19 protein-coding genes are annotated in these 18,759 nt (G+C 61.9%); 13 read left to right on the top strand and 6 right to left on the bottom strand.

Annotation, left to right across the window (positions count from 1 at the left end; genetic code table 11):
* The first annotated feature begins 167 nt into the window (after nt 1-167).
* Together C8K58_RS24480 and C8K58_RS24475 are read left to right on the top strand one after the other, a co-directional pair.
* Nucleotides 168-1,745 carry a flagellar hook-length control protein FliK gene (locus tag C8K58_RS24480; RefSeq protein WP_027607022.1) on the top strand — a complete coding sequence of 526 codons (1,578 nt, stop codon included), beginning with the start codon at nt 168-170 and terminating at the stop codon, nt 1,743-1,745.
* Nucleotides 1,742-2,071: an EscU/YscU/HrcU family type III secretion system export apparatus switch protein gene (locus tag C8K58_RS24475; RefSeq protein WP_027607021.1), complete on the top strand. Its 330-nt coding sequence runs from the start codon at nt 1,742-1,744 to the stop codon at nt 2,069-2,071. The genes C8K58_RS24480 and C8K58_RS24475 overlap by 4 nt, the downstream gene beginning before the upstream one ends.
* 36 nt (nt 2,072-2,107) lie before the next feature.
* On the opposite strand, the gene glp is transcribed toward C8K58_RS24475, so the two are convergent.
* Entirely contained in the window at nt 2,108-3,334 is a 1,227-nt protein-coding gene (gene glp / locus C8K58_RS24470) for a gephyrin-like molybdotransferase Glp (RefSeq protein ID WP_108574501.1), read from the bottom strand.
* Nucleotides 3,318-3,857 carry a molybdenum cofactor biosynthesis protein B gene (gene moaB, locus C8K58_RS24465; protein WP_027607019.1) on the bottom strand — a complete coding sequence of 180 codons (540 nt, stop codon included), beginning with the start codon at nt 3,855-3,857 and terminating at the stop codon, nt 3,318-3,320. The genes glp and moaB overlap by 17 nt, the downstream gene beginning before the upstream one ends.
* Nucleotides 3,858-3,933: 76 nt before the next feature.
* Between moaB and mobA the strand changes: the two genes are divergently transcribed.
* Both mobA and C8K58_RS24455 read left to right on the top strand, forming a co-directional pair.
* Nucleotides 3,934-4,536, top strand: coding sequence for a molybdenum cofactor guanylyltransferase MobA (gene mobA / locus C8K58_RS24460; protein WP_098480108.1), 603 nt, complete (start codon nt 3,934-3,936; stop codon nt 4,534-4,536).
* A gap of 81 nt (nt 4,537-4,617) precedes the next feature.
* The gene (locus C8K58_RS24455) at nt 4,618-4,839 is read left to right on the top strand and encodes a YgdI/YgdR family lipoprotein (RefSeq protein ID WP_010211805.1); all 222 of its coding nucleotides are present in this window, start codon (nt 4,618-4,620) and stop codon (nt 4,837-4,839) included.
* Nucleotides 4,840-4,894: 55 nt separating this feature from the next.
* Here C8K58_RS24455 and C8K58_RS24450 read toward each other — a convergent pair whose 3' ends face one another.
* The 3 genes from C8K58_RS24450 to C8K58_RS24440 all read right to left on the bottom strand — a co-directional run bounded on the left by C8K58_RS24450 (nt 4,895) and on the right by C8K58_RS24440 (nt 6,499).
* Nucleotides 4,895-5,785, bottom strand: coding sequence for a pseudouridine synthase (locus C8K58_RS24450; protein ID WP_027607017.1), 891 nt, complete (start codon nt 5,783-5,785; stop codon nt 4,895-4,897).
* Between the two features lie 67 nt (nt 5,786-5,852).
* Entirely contained in the window at nt 5,853-6,188 is a 336-nt protein-coding gene (locus tag C8K58_RS24445) for a hypothetical protein (protein WP_010565034.1), read from the bottom strand.
* Nucleotides 6,189-6,262: 74 nt separating this feature from the next.
* On the bottom strand, nt 6,263-6,499 hold the full coding sequence (locus C8K58_RS24440) for a glutaredoxin family protein (RefSeq protein ID WP_027607016.1): 237 nt from the start codon (nt 6,497-6,499) through the stop codon (nt 6,263-6,265).
* A 194-nt stretch (nt 6,500-6,693) separates the two neighbouring features.
* On the opposite strand from C8K58_RS24440, the gene C8K58_RS24435 reads away from it, so the two are divergent.
* Nucleotides 6,694-8,430 (top strand): monovalent cation:proton antiporter-2 (CPA2) family protein, encoded by a 1,737-nt coding sequence (locus C8K58_RS24435; protein WP_098480045.1) that lies wholly within the window; start codon nt 6,694-6,696, stop codon nt 8,428-8,430.
* Here the strand turns inward: C8K58_RS24435 and C8K58_RS24430 are convergent.
* Entirely contained in the window at nt 8,417-9,625 is a 1,209-nt protein-coding gene (locus tag C8K58_RS24430; RefSeq protein ID WP_027607014.1) for an ammonium transporter, read from the bottom strand. The two genes, C8K58_RS24435 and C8K58_RS24430, sit on opposite strands and share 14 nt — an antisense overlap.
* A 346-nt stretch (nt 9,626-9,971) precedes the next feature.
* Between C8K58_RS24430 and C8K58_RS24425 the strand changes: the two genes are divergently transcribed.
* From C8K58_RS24425 to C8K58_RS24390, 8 genes are all read left to right on the top strand, one after another.
* Nucleotides 9,972-10,286 (top strand): YqjD family protein, encoded by a 315-nt coding sequence (locus tag C8K58_RS24425; RefSeq protein ID WP_012723021.1) that lies wholly within the window; start codon nt 9,972-9,974, stop codon nt 10,284-10,286.
* A gap of 2 nt (nt 10,287-10,288) precedes the next feature.
* Nucleotides 10,289-10,672 carry a phage holin family protein gene (locus tag C8K58_RS24420; RefSeq protein WP_012723020.1) on the top strand — a complete coding sequence of 128 codons (384 nt, stop codon included), beginning with the start codon at nt 10,289-10,291 and terminating at the stop codon, nt 10,670-10,672.
* Nucleotides 10,669-11,007 carry a hypothetical protein gene (locus C8K58_RS24415; protein ID WP_027607013.1) on the top strand — a complete coding sequence of 113 codons (339 nt, stop codon included), beginning with the start codon at nt 10,669-10,671 and terminating at the stop codon, nt 11,005-11,007. The genes C8K58_RS24420 and C8K58_RS24415 overlap by 4 nt, the downstream gene beginning before the upstream one ends.
* Nucleotides 11,008-11,097: 90 nt before the next feature.
* A complete protein-coding gene (locus C8K58_RS24410) occupies nt 11,098-12,261 on the top strand; it encodes an EAL domain-containing protein (protein ID WP_027607012.1) in 1,164 nt (387 codons plus the stop codon).
* Nucleotides 12,262-12,332: 71 nt separating this feature from the next.
* Nucleotides 12,333-13,664: a deoxyguanosinetriphosphate triphosphohydrolase gene (locus tag C8K58_RS24405; RefSeq protein WP_027607011.1), complete on the top strand. Its 1,332-nt coding sequence runs from the start codon at nt 12,333-12,335 to the stop codon at nt 13,662-13,664.
* A gap of 171 nt (nt 13,665-13,835) precedes the next feature.
* Entirely contained in the window at nt 13,836-14,231 is a 396-nt protein-coding gene (locus tag C8K58_RS24400; RefSeq protein WP_027607010.1) for a response regulator, read from the top strand.
* A gap of 256 nt (nt 14,232-14,487) precedes the next feature.
* A complete protein-coding gene (locus tag C8K58_RS24395; protein WP_027607009.1) occupies nt 14,488-15,108 on the top strand; it encodes a response regulator transcription factor in 621 nt (206 codons plus the stop codon).
* An 8-nt stretch (nt 15,109-15,116) separates the two neighbouring features.
* Nucleotides 15,117-18,752, top strand: coding sequence for a transporter substrate-binding domain-containing protein (locus C8K58_RS24390; RefSeq protein WP_092358503.1), 3,636 nt, complete (start codon nt 15,117-15,119; stop codon nt 18,750-18,752).
* Nucleotides 18,753-18,759 lie beyond the last annotated feature (7 nt).

The raw sequence follows: 18,759 nt of genomic DNA, 5'->3' as shown, positions 1-18,759 counted from the left end.
TGCAGCGGCCGTTATAGAAAGAAGCACAATAACGGCTTTGGCGACCGATTTTAGAGAGCTGGATCAAATAGTTGTGAGGTTTTTACCGCTCTCTTTGCAGACGGGCGGCATTATACATGCGATGCCCTACGCTAAAGAGGGCTATTTCCCCAGAGACGATGCGCACGATGACCGGCGAGATCAACCTTCCTACGCTTCCTCCCACCCCGGCAACCGGGCAAAGCCCTGCGCCTGCGCCCGGGGCGCTGCTGAAACTGCTGGAGCCGCAGATCGGGCTGATCGACCCGGGCAAAACCGTGAATGCCGAGGTGCTCGCCCTGAAACAAGGCGGTGAGGCGTTTCAGCTGTTGCTCAAGCTGACCCTTGAAGGCGGCCGCCAGACGCTGGTGCAAGCCAGCAGCCCACAACCCTTGCCGTTGGGCAGCAATGTGGCCGTGAGCCAGACGCCCGCAGGCAACCTGGCCATCAGCCTGCAACAAGCCCTGAGCGCCAATGTTGCCGCCCTCACCCGTATCGATACGGCCAGGATGCCGGAAGGCACACTGCTGCAGGCCAAGGTGCTGACCACCCAGGCCCTGCCCCAAGGCAGCGCGCAGCCGGCGATCTACCGTTCGTTGGTGACCGTACTCAATAGCGCCCTGGCCGGCGCGACCCTGACACTGGAAAGCCCGCAACCGTTGCGCGTGGGCAGCTTGCTCAGCGCCGTGGTGCAGAACGCGCAAACCCTGAATTTTGTGCCGTTGAGCGGGCTCAAGGATCAACTGGCCGTCACCCAGCAACTGGCGACCCAGCAAAGTCGCCAGGGCTCCCTGGATGCGGTGTTCACGGCGTTGCAAAATCTGCCCCGCGGCGACAGCACCTCCGCCGACCTTCGCGCTGCCGCCGACCGTTTGCTGGCGGCCTTGCCCGACCTGGCACAGGTGAGCAACCCCAAGGTGCTGGCCCAGGTGATCCAGAACAGCGGCGCCTTTCTTGAAGCCAAGTTACTCGCCGGGCAAAACCCGCAGGTGCCACCGCTGGATATGAAGGGCGCGCTGCTGCGCCTGGTCGCCGACCTGCTGCCCGCCCTGCCCGCGAGCACCAACCTGAATGCCATTCTTGCCGCCAACACCCTGGCCCAGGTGCTGCCCAACTTTGTGCGCAGCCCATTGGGCACCCTCGGCCAGGTCGGCGCGCGGCAGGCGCCGGTCAGCTTCCCACTGCCGGAGCGGCTGATGGCGAAACTGGAGGGCGAAGGCGACCTGGAAAACCTGCTGCGCCTGGCCGCCGGGGCCATTTCCCGCCTGCAGAGCCACCAGCTGTCGAGCCTGGAGCAAACCGGCACCACCGCCGATGGCCGCCTGCAAACCACCTGGCAGTTGGAGATCCCCATGCGCACCCTGCAGGACATCGTGCCGTTGCAGGTCAAGTTCCAGCGCGAAGAGCCGGCGCCGGACAAGGACCAGCCCGAACGCAAGGATTCCAAGGAGCCCAAACAGATGCTCTGGCGCGTCGAACTGGCCTTCGACATGGAGCCCCTGGGGCCGTTGCAGGTCCAGGCGCAACTGACCCAGGGCAAGCTGTCCAGCCAACTGTGGGCAACCCGCGCTTTCACCGCCAGCCTGATCGAAAGCCATTTGGGCAGCCTGCGCGAGCGCCTGGTGTCGTCGGGGCTGAATGTCGGCGACCTGGACTGCCACCTGGGCACCCCGCCACGCGGGCCGAAAACCGGACTGGAACAACGCTGGGTGGATGAAACCGCATGAACAACGCCAACCCGCCACGCCAGGCGATTGCCCTCAAGTACGACGGCCAGCAGGCGCCGACCCTGACCGCCAAGGGCGACGATGCCCTGGCCGAAGCCATCCTCAAGTTGGCGCGGGAAAATGAAGTGCCGATCTATGAAAATGCCGAGCTGGTGAAACTGCTGGCACGCATGGAACTGGGCGACAGTATTCCGGAGGAGTTGTACCGCACCATCGCCGAGATCATTGCATTTGCCTGGACGTTGAAGGGCAAGTTCCCGGTGGGCTATGACCCGGATGCGCGGCCGGTGGAGCGGGATGTGACCGAGCGTGGCGACGATTACTGAATCGTCGCACCGCCCCTCCCACATTTGGATCCGCGGTCAGTTGAGCAATTCGCTTAGCGGAATGAAACTGACCCGATCACCCACCTCCAGCGTCGTCCCTTCCAACACCTCCACAAACCCCTCCGCCCACGCCGCGCTGCGCAGCACGCCGGAGCTCTGGTTGCGGTAGATGATCGCCTTGCCCTGTTCGATGCGCCCGCGCAGATACTCGCGGCGGTTGCCCGGCTTGGGCCAGGTGAACCCCACCGGCACGTCGAAACGCAGCGGCTCCACGTCTGCCACACCCTGGCGGCGCAGCAAGTAGGGGCGCGCCAACAGCGCAAAGGTCACCAGGGTCGAGGCCGGGTTGCCCGGCAGGCCGATCACCGGCACGCCACGGAAATGACCAAAGGTCAGGGGTTTGCCCGGCTTGATCGCCAGCTTCCATAACGCCAGCTCACCCTCCTCGCGCAGGGCGATACCGAGGAAATCCGCCTCGCCCACCGACACACCGCCCGTGGACAAAATCAGATCAACCGCGCTCAAGCCTGCCAGGCGCGAACGGGTCTGCTCCAGGTCGTCCGGCAGGATGCCTGCGTCGATGACTTCGCACCCCATGCGCTCAAGCCAGGAACACAACACGCGGCGATTGCTGTTGTAGATCTGGCCCGGACCGAGGGGCAAACCGGGCTCGATCAGTTCATCGCCGGTGGACAACACGGCGACACGCGGGCGGCGGATCACGTCCAGCCGATCACGGCCAAGGGACGCCGCCAGGCCCAGCTCGATCGGGCCCAGGCGCGTACCGGCCGCGAGCACCAACTCACCGACGGTGGTTTCCTGGCCTTGGGGGCGGATGTTCTGGTTGGGCTGCAACGGTTCGCTGAAGCTCACGCGCTCATCGGCGTGGACCACGGCGTTTTCCTGCATTTCCACGCAGTCCGCGCCTTCCGGTATCGGCGCACCGGTGAAGATGCGTGCACAGGTGCCGGCCGCCAGCTGCTGCGGCGCCTGGCCGGCAAAGATGCGCTGGCTGACGGGCAAGGGTTCACCGGTCCAATCCGCCAGGCGCACGGCGTAACCGTCCATGGCGCTGTTGGGCCAGGGCGGCAGGTCGAGGGTGGAGACCAGGTCCTGGGCCAATACACGGCCGTCGCACTCGGCCAGGGGCAGCACGTGCTGATCGCGGATCGGCGCGGCTTCGGCCATCGCCAGCAGCTGTTGCAAGGCTTGTTCTACCGGCATCAGGGCGCCGGTCTTGCCGGGCTTACCCACGGGATTCACAGGGTTCGGCCAACTTCAGGTGCGGCACGAAGTTGCACGGCCGATGACGGTTATCCAGTTGTTCGGCGAGGATGCCATCCCAACCGGTGCGCACCGCATTGGTGGAGCCCGGCAGGCAGCACACCAGGGTGCCATTGGCCAGGCCGGCCAGTGCACGGGATTGCACGGTGGAGGTGCCGATGTCGGCCACGGAAATCTGGCGGAACAGTTCGCCAAAGCCGTCGACTTGTTTGTCGAGCAGGCAGCCGACCGCTTCGGGGGTGCTGTCGCGGCCGGTGAAGCCGGTGCCGCCGGTGATCAACACCACTTGCACCACGTCTTCAGCGATCCAGTGGGCGACCTGGGCGCGGATCTTGTAGAGGTCGTCCTTGAGCAGCACGCGCTCGGCCAGGTGGTGGCCGGCGGCGGTGAGGCGGTCGACGAAGACCTGGCCCGAGGTGTCGGTGTCCAGGGTGCGGGTGTCGCTGACGGTCAATACCGCGATATTCAGGGGTACGAAGGGTGCATCGGCCTTGGCTTTCATGGCACGGTCCGGTTGTCGAAGGAACGGCCCGATGTTATATCACAGGCCCCTGTTCAGCTGCCTGCGCGGAACCCACATGCCACTCGATTCAATCCCCCTGCCCTGTTCGATCCTGCTGTTGGCCGGTGGCCGCGGCCAGCGCATGGGCGGCCAGGACAAAGGCCTCCTGGACTGGCACGGCCTGCCCTTGATCGCGCACGTGCAGCGCCTGGTACGGCCACTGACCGATGACCTGATCATCTCGTGCAACCGCAACCAGGCGCAGTACGCCGCCTATGCCGACCAGCTGGTAAGCGACGACAGCCCGGATTTTCCCGGGCCATTGGCCGGTATCCGCGCAGGACTGGCCGCCGCGCGCCATGGGCACCTGCTGATCCTGCCGTGCGATGTGCCCCATATCGACGCTCGACTCCTCGCCGACCTGCGTGAAACCGCACAACGCCATCCCTTGTTGCCGGTGATGGTGCGCCACGGTGAATTCTGGGAACCCTTGATCTGCATCATCCCCATCGACCTGCGAACCGAGGTAGAACAGGCCTGGCATGCCGGTGAACGCAGCCCGCGAAAGATCCTCCTGCAATTGGGCGGCGTCGGCGTGGAATGCCCAACCGATGACCCGCGCCTGGCCAACCTGAATACACCAGAGCTGTTGCGCCCAAGGTCTGACGTGTCAGAATGAACCTTCGCACAAGGAACTTTGGCGACGTCTCACACGTCACAAGGTCAGCAATCAAAAAGTATTCTCTTGGAGACAACACCCATGACTCAACGGACCATCGCCGCTCTCATGCTTGCACTGGGCCTGGCTACCCTCGCCGGTTGCGCCTCGCCGACAGTGATCACCCTGAATGACGGTCGCGAAATCCAGGCCGTCGACACCCCGAAATACAACGAAGATTCGGGTTTCTACGAATTCGAACAGCTTGATGGCAAGCGTACCCGCATCAACAAAGATCAGGTTCGCACCGTTAAAGACCTGTAAGCCTCAGCGCTTGCACACAAGGCCCGCCTCGCGCGGGCCTTGTCGTTTCCGGGGGTTACCAGTCGAGGGTGATCTGGCTGCAGAAATGGCGTTCCTCACCGGTGACGGGGTCGATAAACCGCACGCCCTGGGCCAGCAGCTTGAGGGGATTGGCGTAATCGTCCACGGCATCCTTGATCACGTCCGGGTAGAACGGATCGTTGCAGATGCTCGCCCCCAGCGCGGTCATGTGCACGCGCAGCTGGTGCTTCTTGCCGGTCACGGGAAACAGGCCGTAGCGCCATAAGTCGCCGTTCTTTTCCCGCACCTCCACGGCTGTTTCGGTGTTGCTGGCGCCAGGGCCTTCCTGCATGCGGAAGAACGGTTCGCCATCCACCAGGCGGCTTTTGTGTAGCAACGGGAATGTCAGTCCCGGTAAGGCCGGGGCAATGGCTTCGTAGAATTTATCGATCCGGCGCGTGGGAAACAGCTGCTGATAGGCCGAGCGGCTGGCCGGGTTGGCCGAGAACAGCACCAGCCCGGCGGTGTGTCGGTCGATGCGGTGCAGGGGTACCAGCGCCGGGTTGTCCAGGCGGCGAATCAGGCGGCGCAGCAGGGTTTGCTCGACGTACTCGCCGGCCGGGGTCACGGGCAGGAAGTGCGGTTTGTCCGCCACCACCAGGTGCTCGTCGGCGTAGAGGATGGTTTCCTGCACCGGGATGACTTTTTCGTTGGGGACTTCACGAAAGTAATAGATGCACAGGCCTTCCCTGTAGGCCAGGTCCAGGGGGATCGGGCTGCCAGTGACATCCAGCACCCGCCCACGGGCGATGCGGTCCAGCCAATGTTCGCGACTGATCGCCGCAAAGTGCTCGCACAGGCACTCCAGCACCGTCGCCCAGGGGCCAGGTGGCAGGTACAGGGTGCTGGCCTGGTGCTGGGACGCGGAAAAAGCGGATGTGGACATGCTCGAAGCCTTGAAAAAACAGGCGGGCATTATCCCGCATCAAGCGGGATGAAACCTAGGGCGGATCTCAGGCCTTGGCCAATTCCGCGCGCAGGATCGGCGAAGCACTCGCCGCCTCGGTGAACTCCTTGAGCCAGCGCAGCACGTCCACCGCTTCCCAGCGGCCGGGATCGTACAGCGCGTACAACAGGCCCTGGTAACCCACCACATCGAGCTGCTTGTGATAACCGGCGCGCTGGAACAACGCCTCGATCTCGGCAAAGCAGGTATTGAAATGCACTTTGTTAAACGGCGTCTTGCCTTCCGTGACCAGGCCGTCGAGGCGCAGCTCGTTCACCGCGTCGCGCACGACATCGGCAGACATGCGATTGACGCTGCTTTTCAGTTGTTCAACATTCACCACGGGCGTTCCCTCTATTCAATCACTGTACAAAAATACAGTAACGTAATATTCGGAAACCCGCCATCGCATAAACGTCAGCGCAGGAAGGCGACAACCTGATCCGCATCGAAGGGCCAATCCAGTTCAGCCCCCGTGTCCACCCGCCGAAGCACCGGAATCCTTAGGCCGTAGGCGTCGGTCAGGTCGTCGGGGTCGGTGATATCAACCAACTCGACCAGCAACCCGCGTTCGACGAGCGGCATGATTTCGGCTTCGGCAATTTCACAAAGATGGCAACCCAGGGTGCCGAACAACTGGCATTCAGGAAGCATGGCGAATGGCCCTGATCAGTAAGTAGACGAGCATTCTAAGCCTGACAAAAACCTGTGGCGAGCGGGCTTGCCACAGGTACAGCGTTCGCTCTCCGGAAATCCGCCGGCCACAATAAACCCTGACCCAGATCACCATGGCCTATAACTGATTCAGCGATTCTCGCGGCTTTTTGCCCGCTCACCCTGCAACGGAGATGCTTGTGTTCGCCAATCTGCTGATCATTCTGGCCTCATCCCTGGTGGTGATTGCGCTGTTTCGCCGGCTGCAACTGCCACCCGTGCTGGGCTACCTGTGCGTGGGCCTGGCCGTGGGGCCGACTGCGCTGGACTGGGTGAATGACAGCGAAGAACTGCCCGACCTCGCCGAACTGGGCGTGGTGTTCCTGCTGTTTTCCCTGGGCCTGGAGTTTTCCCTGACCAGGATGCTCGCCCTGCGCCGCGTGGTGTTTGGCCTCGGCAGCTTGCAGGTGCTGGGGTGCAGCGTGCTGCTGGGGGGCCTGTTGATGGCCTTTGGCGTGGCGCCGGGCATCGCCTTGTTGCTGGGTGCGGGCTTGGCGCTCTCGTCCACGGCGATCGTCAGCAAGGAACTGACCAGCCTCGGCGAAATCTTCAGCAGCCATGGCCAGAATGCGATCGGCGTGTTGCTGTTCCAGGATGTGGTGGCGGTGTTGCTGCTGACGCTGGTGCCGGTGTTCGCCGGCAGCAGCGAGCAGGCCTGGTACTGGGCGTTGCCGCTGACGCTGGGCAAAACCGTGGTGTTGTTCGTGGGCCTGTTGCTCGCCAGCCGCTGGTTACTGCCGCGCTTGTTTCATGAGGTCGCCGCTTCCCATTCGGCAGAGCTGTTTGTGCTGCTGGCGCTGGTGATCGTCTTGCTGACCGCCTGGCTCACCCACTTGCTGGGCCTCTCCCCTGCCCTCGGTGCCTTCCTGGCCGGCATGCTGCTGGGCGAAAGCCATTACCGCCATCAGATCGAAGCGGATATCCGGCCCTTTCGCGACATCCTGCTGGGGCTGTTTTTCGTCAGCATCGGCATGCTCATCGACCTGCAGTTGTTCGTCAGCCACAGCCTGTTGATCCTCGGCATGACCCTCGCGCTGATGCTGATCAAGGGCGGTGTGGTGGCCGCGCTGGTCAAGCTGCGCGGCAGCGACAGTGAAACCGCCTGGCGCAGCGGCCTGGCCCTGGCCCAGGGCGGTGAGTTCTGTTTCGCCCTGATGGCGCAGATGCAACAGAGCCGGCTGATACCCGATGAGTTCAACGGTTTGCTGCTCGCCGCGACGTTCTGTTCAATGCTGTTGACCCCACTGCTGCTGCGCGCCGCACCGGCGATGGCCCTGCGCCTGCACCGCAAGCCCAACCAACAGGTACAACTTGAAGAAATTACCGCCCTCAATGCGCAATTACACGGGCATGCGGTCATCTGCGGCTATGGCCGGGTCGGGCAATCCATCGGGCGCTTTCTGCGCAATGAGCAACAGGCGTTCATCGCCCTGGATGACGACCCGGAACGGGTCCAGGAAGCCGCCACCGAAGACAGCAGCGTGCATTACGGTGACTGTCGCCGTGGCGCCTTGCTCAGTGCCGTGGGCCTGGAACGCGCGCGCCTGGTGGTGATTGCCGTGGACAACAGTGATGTGGCCCTGGCGGTGCTCAAGGAAGCCCGCCATATCAACCCCGACGTGCCGATCCTGGTGCGCACCCGCGATGACAGCCAGTGGGCTGAATTGAAAGCAGCGGGCGCCAGCGAAGTGGTGCCCGAGCTGCTGGAGTCAAGCCTGATGCTCGCCTCCCACGCCTTGATCCTGCTGGGCCTGCCAGACCAACAGGTGCAGGCGCGGGTCGATGAAGTCCGGCATAACCGCTATCGCCTGCTGCACGGTTTCTACACGCACCCGAGCACCGACGAAGAGGCGCCGATCAATCCTGACTGACCGCACCGATCTTGTGGATCGACAGATCTGCGCCGTAATACTCCTCTTCCTGGCTCAGGCGCAGCCCGTGCACGCGCTTGATCACGCCGTACACCAGCAGGCCGCCGCCAAACGCGACGACCACACCGAGCCCCGTACCGATCAATTGGCTGATCAGGCTCACACCGCCCAGTCCACCCAGCGCGGTCTGACCAAAGATGCCGCAGGCAATCCCGCCCCATACACCGCACAGGCCATGCAGTGGCCACACCCCCAGCACATCGTCGATCTTCCAGCGGTCCTGGGCGGCGATAAAGCACCACACAAACAACCCGCCCGCGACCACGCCGGTGACCAGCGCGCCCACCGGATGCATCAGGTCGGAACCCGCGCAGATCGCTACCAGCCCGGCCAACGGACCGTTATGCAGGAAGCCGGGGTCGTTGCGGCCGATCACCAGGGCGGCGACGGTGCCGCCGACCATGGCCATCAGCGAGTTCACCGCCACCAGGCCGCTGACGCCGTCCAGGGTCTGCGCGCTCATCACGTTAAAGCCGAACCAGCCGACGATCAAAATCCACGACCCCAGGGCCAGGAACGGAATGCTCGACGGCGCGAATGCCACCAGGCGCCCTTCGCGGTAGCGCCCATTGCGCGGGCCCAGCAGCAGCACCGCCGCCAGCGCCAGCCAGCCGCCCATGGCATGCACCACCACAGAGCCGGCAAAGTCATGGAAGCTGGCGCCGAACGCCTTGAGCAACCAGGCCTGCAAACCGAAATTGCCGTTCCATACCATGCCTTCGAAAAACGGGTAGATAAACGCCACGATCAACGCGGTGGCGCACAACTGCGGAGCGAACTTTGCGCGCTCCGCAATACCGCCGGAGATGATCGCCGGGATCGCTGCCGCAAACGTCAGCAGGAAGAAGAACTTCACCAGGCCATAACCATGGTCGGCGCTGATCACGGCCGCCGGTTGCATGAAGCTCACCCCGTAGGAGATCCAATAGCCTATAAAGAAATAGGCCAGGGTGGAGATGGCGAAGTCGCTGAGGATCTTCGACAGGGCGTTGACCTGGTTTTTCTGGCGCACCGTCCCGACTTCCAGAAACGCGAAGCCGGCGTGCATGGCCAGGACCATGACCGCACCGATCAGGATAAACAGGGTATTGGAGCTGTGGACCAGAGTGTCCACCGCACTTTGCAGATTTTCCATGGAGGTTGGCAGGCCTGTGTAAAGGCAAAAAGCACCAAAGCGGTTCAAGCCAGGGGTTGCGCGCACTAAATTGGCACCACCGGCACCGCCCCTCTTCAGAGGGCGTGAACCGCTTTAGCGCAGCGTTCAACACAACCGGCCGTTGCCGACAGGGTTTTTCCGCGAGTTTGAGTTATTTAGGGTAAGGTTTTTCGAGACCTGCGCCCCGACCGCCCGGATTCAGCGCAAGCCACGGGGCGTGCGCACCAAGGCAAAGCAAAAGCTGTACCAGACAATTGCACTGAACCTTCACCGATACCGGTGACTCGAAACCACACGTACCGATCAGCCAATCACGGAGATAACCATGGCCAGAAGAACTGCAAAGACTGCTCAAGAAATACTGATGGCGGATTTTCAAACCCTGGTGACTGACACCGAAAGGTTGCTGGACGACACCAAGGTGCTTGCGGGCGACCAGGCCGATGAGCTGCGCGCCAAGATTCATGACACGCTGTTGCAGGCCCGCGAAACCCTCAAGCAAACCGAAGACTCCCTGCGCGAACGCGGCCAGGCGGCGGTCACTGCGACCGAAGATTACGTGCAGGCCAACCCTTGGCAGTCGGTAGGCATTGCCGCCGGCGTGGGCTTTCTGATCGGCCTGCTGGCCACAAGGCGCTAATCATGTCTATCGGCGAAACTGGCTCGTCCACGGGTACCACCTCACGACGCCTGGGCGCGGCCGTTCTTGGCTTGCTGCACAGCCACGTCGAACTGTTTGGCATCGAATTGCAGGAGCAGAAGGCCCGTACCGTCAGCCTGCTGCTGTTTGCCGGCCTGGCGCTGGTGTTTGCCCTGTTGTTGCTGGTGGGGTTATCGACTCTGGTGATGATCCTGGTATGGGACACCGGCTACCGCCTGACCGGGATCATCTGCCTCTGCGTGTTCTACAGCCTGGCCGCTGCCTTCTGCGGGGTGCGCTTGAAAGCGGCGGTGTTCGATGAGTCCACGCCGTTCCACGCCACCCTCGAAGAGCTGGCCAATGATCGGGAGCGCCTGCTGCCATGAGCTCGAATGAAATCCAGCAAACCTCCCGCCGGGAAATGCGCAAGGCTTTGATCCGCTTGCGCATGGAGATGCACCGCCAGGAGATACGCCACGAATCCCAGCAATTGATGGCGCCGCTGAACAAGGTGCGCAACCTGGGCCAAAACTTTCAGGGCGGCCTGGGCATCAAGCACGCGCCGCTGTGGGGCGTGGCCGCTGTAACCCTGATCGGTTTCTTCACCGGCAAGGGCGCCAAGGGCGGCGGTATCAGCAGTGTGACGCGCCTGGTGCGCCTCGGTGCCGGCCTGATCCCGCTGATCAAACTGGCCATGCAGGGCAATTCACGCAAAGGTTGAGCCTGCTGGCTGCATTCTTGCTAACAGAATGGCCCGGTCCTCGTTTTCGAGGGCCGGGTCTTTTTTCGCCAGTGTTTTTAAGGAGGCCCCGTGATCGACGGGCAACCGCTCGCCTGCTTCCAACCGTTTATCGATACCGCCACCGGGCGCATTGCCGGCGTCGAGGCCTTGGGGCGTCTACGCCAGGCTGATGGCCGCCTGCAGTCCGTTGGCCCGCTGTTCGCCGACCCACGCACGCCAGGCGCGAGCTTGCGCCGTCTCGACCGGCAGATTCGCGACAACGCGTTAAGCCGCCTGCATGAAGCCCCCGAAGACTGGTTCCTCAGCCTGAATATCTCGCCGCGCTGGATCAACCAACTGCGCCCGGGCCAGGCGCTGCCGAGCCTCAAACAGATCCACAGCCATGGCGTCGACCCGCAGCGCATCGTGTTCGAGATCACCGAACTGGGCGGCGACATCCAGCGCCTGGCCGAGGTGGTGGCACGTTATCGCGAGGCCGGTGCGCGCATCGCCATCGATGATTTCGGCGCCGGCTATTCCCAGCTTGACCGGGTATTGGCGCTGCAGCCGGACATCCTCAAGCTGGACATGCGCCTGTTCCAGCAAGCCGCCAGGGGCGGACCGAGCAGTGACGTCGTGCGGGCGCTGGCGCAGATGGCGGAAAAGACCGGCTGCTGGATCATTGCCGAAGGCGTGGAAACCGAGGCGCAGCTGAGCTTCGCCCTGGAATGCGGTTCGCGCTACGTGCAGGGCTATCTGTTTGCCCAGGCGCAATTGGACTGGTTCGCCACCGACGCCTTCGTGCCGCGCTTTGACCAACTGCGCGCAGCGTATGTCCAGCAGAAGCTGGCCGAACGCGGGCGCATCATGCAACTGCGCCAGCAATTGACCGAACTGATGAAGATCCTGCAATCCTGGGCACAGGCCCAAGCCCCGCTGGATCACTTGCCCCAACTGCCGGCCTTCCCCTGGCTGCTGCGCTTTTACCAATGCGACCGGCATGGCACCCAGTTGACCCCCAACTTCGAATGGCGCCAGGACGCCTGGCAGGCCGACAGCCGCTACCTGGGCCACAACTGGTCATGGCGCCCGTACTTCTATCACCTGCTGGCCGAAGGTTGGGAAGAGCGTCGCCTGACGCTGTCCTCGACTTACCGCGACGCCACCACCAACCAGTACTGCCTCACCGCCGGACAATTCTTCGATAACGGTCAGCGCTTGCTGTTAATCGATATCGACGCGGCCGGCCTGTAGATTTTCGCTTGCCCCGCCAAGGCGGAACCGGGAAGCTGGGCGGGTCATTCACCGTACGGAGAGTACCCGCCTTGGATTGGCCCACCCTGCTTACCCGCGAACGCCTTGGAAAACCCCTGCACAGCCCGGAAGAACTCGGCCGCAGCCCGTTTCACAAAGACCATGACCGCATTATCTTCTCCGGCGCGTTTCGCCGCCTGGGCCGCAAGACCCAAGTGCACCCGGTGTCCAGCAACGACCATATCCATACACGCCTGACCCACTCCCTGGAAGTCAGTTGCGTAGGCCGCTCCCTCGGCATGCGCGTGGGCGAAACCCTGCGCAGCGCCCTGCCCGACTGGTGCGACCCGAGCGACCTGGGCATGGTGGTGCAATCGGCCTGCCTGGCCCATGACATCGGCAACCCGCCGTTCGGGCATTCCGGCGAAGACGCCATCCGCCACTGGTTCCAGCAGGCAGCGGGGCGCGGCTGGCTGGACGACATGAGCAGCGCCGAGCGCAATGACTTCCTCAACTTCGAAGGCAATGCCCAAGGCTTCCGGGTACTGACCCAACTGGAATACCACCAGTTCGACGGCGGCACGCGCCTGACCTACGCGACCTTGGGCACGTACCTCAAGTACCCCTGGACCGCCCGCCACGCCGACTCCCTGGGTTACAAGAAACACAAGTTCGGCTGCTACCAGAGCGAACTGCCGATCCTCGAACAGATCGCCGGCAAGCTCGGCCTGCCGCAACTCGAGGAACAACGCTGGGCTCGCCATCCACTGGTCTATCTGATGGAGGCGGCAGACGACATCTGCTACGCCTTGATCGACCTGGAGGACGGCCTGGAAATGGACCTGCTGGAGTACACCGAAGTCGAGTCACTGCTGCTCGACCTGGTGGGCGACGACCTGCCGCAGACCTACCGGCAACTGGGCGCCCAGGACTCGCGCCGACGCAAGCTGGCGATCCTGCGCGGCAAGGCCATCGAGCACTTGACCAACGCCGCGGCGCGCGCCTTCGTCGAACAACAGGAGGCCTTGCTTGCCGGCACCCTGCCCGGCGACCTGGTGGAGCACATGCACGGCCCCGCCAAACGCTGCGTGCTGGATGCCAAGGACATGGCGCGCAAGAAAATCTTCCAGGACAAGCGCAAGACCCTCCACGAGATCGGCGCCTACACCACCCTGGAAATCCTGTTGAACGCCTTCTGCGGCGCGGCCCTGGAGCAGCACGGCGGACGCACGCCGTCGTTCAAGAACCGGCGCATTCTCGACCTGCTGGGCAACAACGCGCCGGACCCTGCGTGGCCGCTGCACAGGTCGTTCCTGCGCATGATCGACTTCATCGCCGGCATGACCGACAGCTATGCCACCGAGATGGCACGGGAGATGACCGGGCGCTCCAGCCCTCAATAACCTGGCTGATCACGCCGCCTGTTCACTGAACAGAATCTGCCTACGATGGGAACAGAGCGGCCTGATCGAATTCGCACAAGCGCCCGAAGAATAATCGCGCACGCTCCGGGCAGGTCTGGCGAACAGTTCCTACGTGCCCCCTATCGACGCTTGACTCACCGTGTGCCTTCTATGCCCCACTACCCCTTTCGGATCCTGTTGGTGGAGGACCATCCCTTTCAGCTCCTCGCCACCCAATGCCTGCTGAGAAGCTTCGGCTTCGAGCACCTGGCCCCGGCCGAAAACGCCGAGCAGGCGATCCGTTTGATGACCCAGGCCGAGGCGCCCTTCGACATCATCCTCTGTGACCAGTGCCTGCCCGACCTGCCCGGGCTTGAATTGATTGAAATCGCCAGTCGCCAATGCTTTATCAAGGCCGCCATCCTGCTCAGCGGACTTCCCGAGGCAGAACTTTCAGCGTTGCAAACCCAGGCCCTCAAACGTGGCCTGCCCTTGCTCGGCTACTTGCCAAAGCCGTTGAATAAAGATGAGCTTGAACATTTGACCCATACATTACTCACGTTATAAATGTAGGACTTTAAACAGATCGACCGGTCGGAAAAATCGCGCATAACCACCGTAAAGTCCTTGCCATGTTCCTTCGGCCCATGCCCCTGCGGAACCTTGGCCTCTTGCGTTACAGCTCCTTAGAGACAGGTAGGCTTTTACCTTTTTTAATGTAGGAACTTTCCTGTTTTATACCTGCCACCCCCCAAGTTCATGCTTACCCATCGGCTTCTGAGCTAATGTGCCCGCTTTATTTGTACTTGCATGGAATATGATCATGAATACAGTTTTTATTATTGACGACCATCCGGTGATAAGACTTGCCATACGAATGTTGTTGGAACATGAAGAAAACTTCAAAGTAGTCGGCGAAACGGATAACGGATGCGACGCCATACAAATGGTCCGCGAATGCATGCCGGACCTGATCATCCTCGACATCAGCATTCCAAAACTCGACGGACTGGAAGTGCTTTGCCGATTCAACGCCATGAACGCGTCGATGAAAACCCTGGTGCTGACGGCTCAATCCCCCACCCTGTTTGCCACGCGTTGCATGCGTTCGGGAGCCGATGGCTACGTGTGCAAGGAAGGTGACCTGAGCGAACTGATGAGCGCCATCCGCGCTGTACTGTCCGGTTATAACTACTTCCCCAGCCAAGCCTTGAACCCCAACGATGAGGCCTGCAAGGAACTTGAACTGTTCAAGGCGGTTAACGACCGGGAGTTGATGGTACTGCAACTTTTTGCACAAGGCCGCACCAACAAGGAAATAGCCAAAGGTATGTTCCTGAGCAATAAAACAGTAAGTACTTATAAAAAGAGACTGATGCAGAAACTTCAAGCCAAGTCCTTGGTAGAACTTATCGAGATGGCAAAACGGAACGCGCTAGTGTGAGAAACCGGATGCCCAGGCGTATAAAGGACTATTTGATTATATTGAGTGCCGGTTTGTGCTTCAGCACCGCCGTGCCTGCCACCCCTCCAGCAAGCCCGGAGCATTTCAACCTTTTGAGTCGTGCGAGCTCCGTGCAGCTGGAACCCTACCTGAACAAGGCCCAGCGCCAATGGCTCCAGAACAAACGCGAACTGGTACTGGGCGCGGCGTTTCCTGACTACCCGCCTTTTGACCTCACCTCCAGCGGGCGTGACTATGAGGGACTCACCGCCGACTACGCCGGCTTGCTGGCAATGGCGCTGGACGTACCGGTAAAAGTGTTGCGCTACCCCTCCCGAGAGGCCGCCATTCATGCCCTCGAAGCGGGTGAAATCGATTTACTGGGTTCCTCCAACAGCTTTGAAGCGGCAAATCCCAACCTGACCCTGTCGGAGCCGTACGCCGTGGACCGGCCAGTGCTGGTGACCCGCGAAGGCGAAACCCGCAGCCTGGCTGATGGGCTGGCCGGCATGCGCCTGGCACTGGTCTATCACTATCTGCCACTGCACGAAGTGGAAAGGCTCTACCCCAAGGCAATCATCCGTGCCTATCCTTCTTATCAAAACGCCTTGAATGCAGTGGCCTTCGACCAGGCAGACGTCTTTCTCGGCGATACCATTTCCACCCACTACATGATCAACAAGGGTTACCTGAAAAACATTCGCATGGCGAACTTCGGCAAACATGAAGCCTATGGATTCAGCTTTGCCATGCCCCAGGAACAGCAGACGCTGTTGAGCATCGTCGACGCCGTCCTGAGGGCCGTGCCCGCTGCCGAACGGGAAACCATTGCCAAACGCTGGAGTGCTGGCAGCGACATCCTCCTGACCGACCAAAAGCTGCAACTGACCCTTCGCGAAGAACGTTGGCTGAGGGAAAACCCGGTCGTCAAAGTGATCGTGAACCCTACCTTTGCGCCGCTGACCTTCTTCGACGCCGATGGCAATTTTCGCGGCATTACCGCCGACCTGCTGGAACTGATTCGCCTGCGCACCGGGCTGCGCTTCGAGATCCAGCGCGGGCGTGATGTGAACACCATGATCGAGCATGTAGAGAGCGGCAAAGCGGACATCGTCGGCGCAATCATCCCCAGCGTCGAGCGAGAAGCCCAACTGAACTTCAGTCGTCCCTACCTGGAAAACTCCTACGTGATGCTGACACGCAAGGACGGCCAGGCCCCCACAGGCCTTGAGGAAATGGAGGGCAAGCGCCTGGCGATCACGCAGGGCAGTCCGCTGAAAAAATTCCTGCGTGAGCACTTCCCAAAGATTCAGCTGGTAGATACCGGCGACACGTTCAAGTCAGCCGAACTGCTGGTACAAGGCCATGTAGAGGGCGCGGTGAATACCCTGGTGGTCGCCAATTACTTCCTGTCCTCGCAGATACTCCAGGACAAGATCCAAATCAGCTTCAGCATCGGCACGATGCCGGCCACCTTCGGGCTGGCGACGTCCCGCAGCGCCACCGAGCTCAGCTCGATTCTCGACAAGGCGTTGCTCAGCATCGCCCCGGACGAACTCGGCGTGATCAACAGTCGTTGGCGCGGTTATACCGCGGCCTCGGACAGTTACTGGCGCGACTATCACCAACTGATTGCGCGCATCGTCATCGGGACCGGCCTGCTGCTGCTGATTTCCCTGAGCTGGAACGCGTACATGCGCCGCCAGATCAAGCACCGGAAAATGGCCGAGCGCGCCCTCAATGATCAGTTCGAGTTCATGCGCGCCCTGGTCAATGAAACCCCGCACCCGATCTACGTGCGTGACAACAAGGGGCTGCTGCAGACCTGCAACGACAGTTACCTGCAGGCGTTCGACGTCAAGCGCGAGGACGTGATAGGTAAAAGCGCGGTCCAGATCAGTACAGCCCTTGCAGTCGAGGCGGCGCAATACCATGCCGACTATCAGCGCGTGGTGGCCGAGGGCAACCCGCTGATCCTGGACCGCACCCTGCATATTCGCGGAAAAAAACTGACGATCTACCACTGGATCCTGCCGTACCGCGACTCCGTCGGTGAAGTCCAGGGCATCATCGGTGGCTGGATCGATATCAGTGAACGACGCCAGTTGTTCGACGAACTCCGCACCGCCAAGGAGCGAGCCGACGAAGCCAATCGGGCCAAGAGCACGTTCCTCGCCACCATGAGCCACGAAATCCGCACGCCGATGAACGCGGTGATCGGCATGCTCGAGCTGACCCTCAAGCGGGCGGACCAGGGCCACCTCGACCGCCCGGCCATCGAAGTCGCCTACAACTCGGCCAAGGATCTGCTGGAGCTTATCGGCGACATCCTGGACATCGCGCGGATTGAATCCGGGCGCCTCAGCCTGGCACCGGAACGCGTCAACCTGAGGGAGGTGATCGAGTCGGTGGTGCGTGTCTTCGACGGCCTGGCACGCCAGAAGACCCTTAGCCTGTTGCTGGAGTTCACGCCTGATCTGGAGCACACCGAAGTGCTGATCGACCCGCTGCGCTTCAAGCAGGTGCTGTCCAACCTGATCAGCAACGCCATCAAGTTCACCGAACGTGGCCAGGTAAAGATCAAGGTGGAAGTATCGGCCACCGAACTGCCGCAGCAGGTCGAGATGAAACTGGTGGTGGAGGACACCGGCATCGGTATCAGCCGGGACGACCAGATGCGCCTGTTCGAACCCTTTGCCCAGGCGGACAACTCAGGACAGCTGGCCAGGAGCGGTGCGGGCCTCGGGCTGGTGATCTGTCGCAGCCTGTGCGCGATGATGGGCGGGCAACTGAGCCTGAGCAGCGTGCCCATGGTGGGCACCCAGGTGCATGTGAGCCTGAAGATGAATCGCCTGCAGGCGCTGCAGGTGGCCGAAGAACTCAAGCCCGCCGAGACCTCGAACGTGCCGGTGCTCAATGTGCTGGTGGTGGACGATCATCCGGCGAATCGCCTGTTGATGTGCCAGCAGCTCGGCTACCTGGGCCATCAGTACACCGCCGCCCAGAACGGCGCCTCCGGCTTCCAGGCCTGGCGCCAGGAGCACTTTGACCTGGTGATCGCCGATTGCAACATGCCGATCATGAATGGCTACGAACTGAGTCGTTCGATCCGCGAATACGAGGAGCGCGAACAACTGACGCCTTGCGTGGTACTGGGTTTTACCGCCAATGCCCAGCCCGAAGAGAAACAACGCTGTGCGCAGGCGGGCATGAATGACTGCCTGTTCAAACCCATCAACCTTACGGCGCTGGAGCTGCAACTGGCGAAGATCAGTCCTCAACCCAGCGGCATGACCCTGGACATCGGCAACTTCGAGGCCCTTACCGGTGGCGATCCACACATGAGCCGCCTCTTGCTGGAGGAGTTGCTGAGCAGCAGTCGCCAGGATCGCCAGGAGTTGGTTGCACTGATCGCTGCGCAGGCCTTGCCCGAAGAGATCATCGAACAGGCTCACAAGATCAAGGGGGCCGCGCGCATCGTTCAAGCCTCTGCGCTGGCCTCGCAATGCGAAGCCGTCGAACAGGCCTGTGCCCGGGGCGATGATCGGCCCCTGATCGAAGCGGGTGTGAAATCCCTGGAGAAGCTGATGCTGGAGTTGGAGAGGATGCTGCAAGTGCGGCTTGACGAACTGGATGGCCGATAAGGGGCGG

This window comes from Pseudomonas sp. GV047 (assembly GCF_003058245.1).
GTDB lineage: Bacteria > Pseudomonadota > Gammaproteobacteria > Pseudomonadales > Pseudomonadaceae > Aquipseudomonas > Aquipseudomonas marginalis.
Note: the sequence above shows the minus strand (reverse complement) of the source record. Positions and strands in the feature narration are given on the sequence as shown.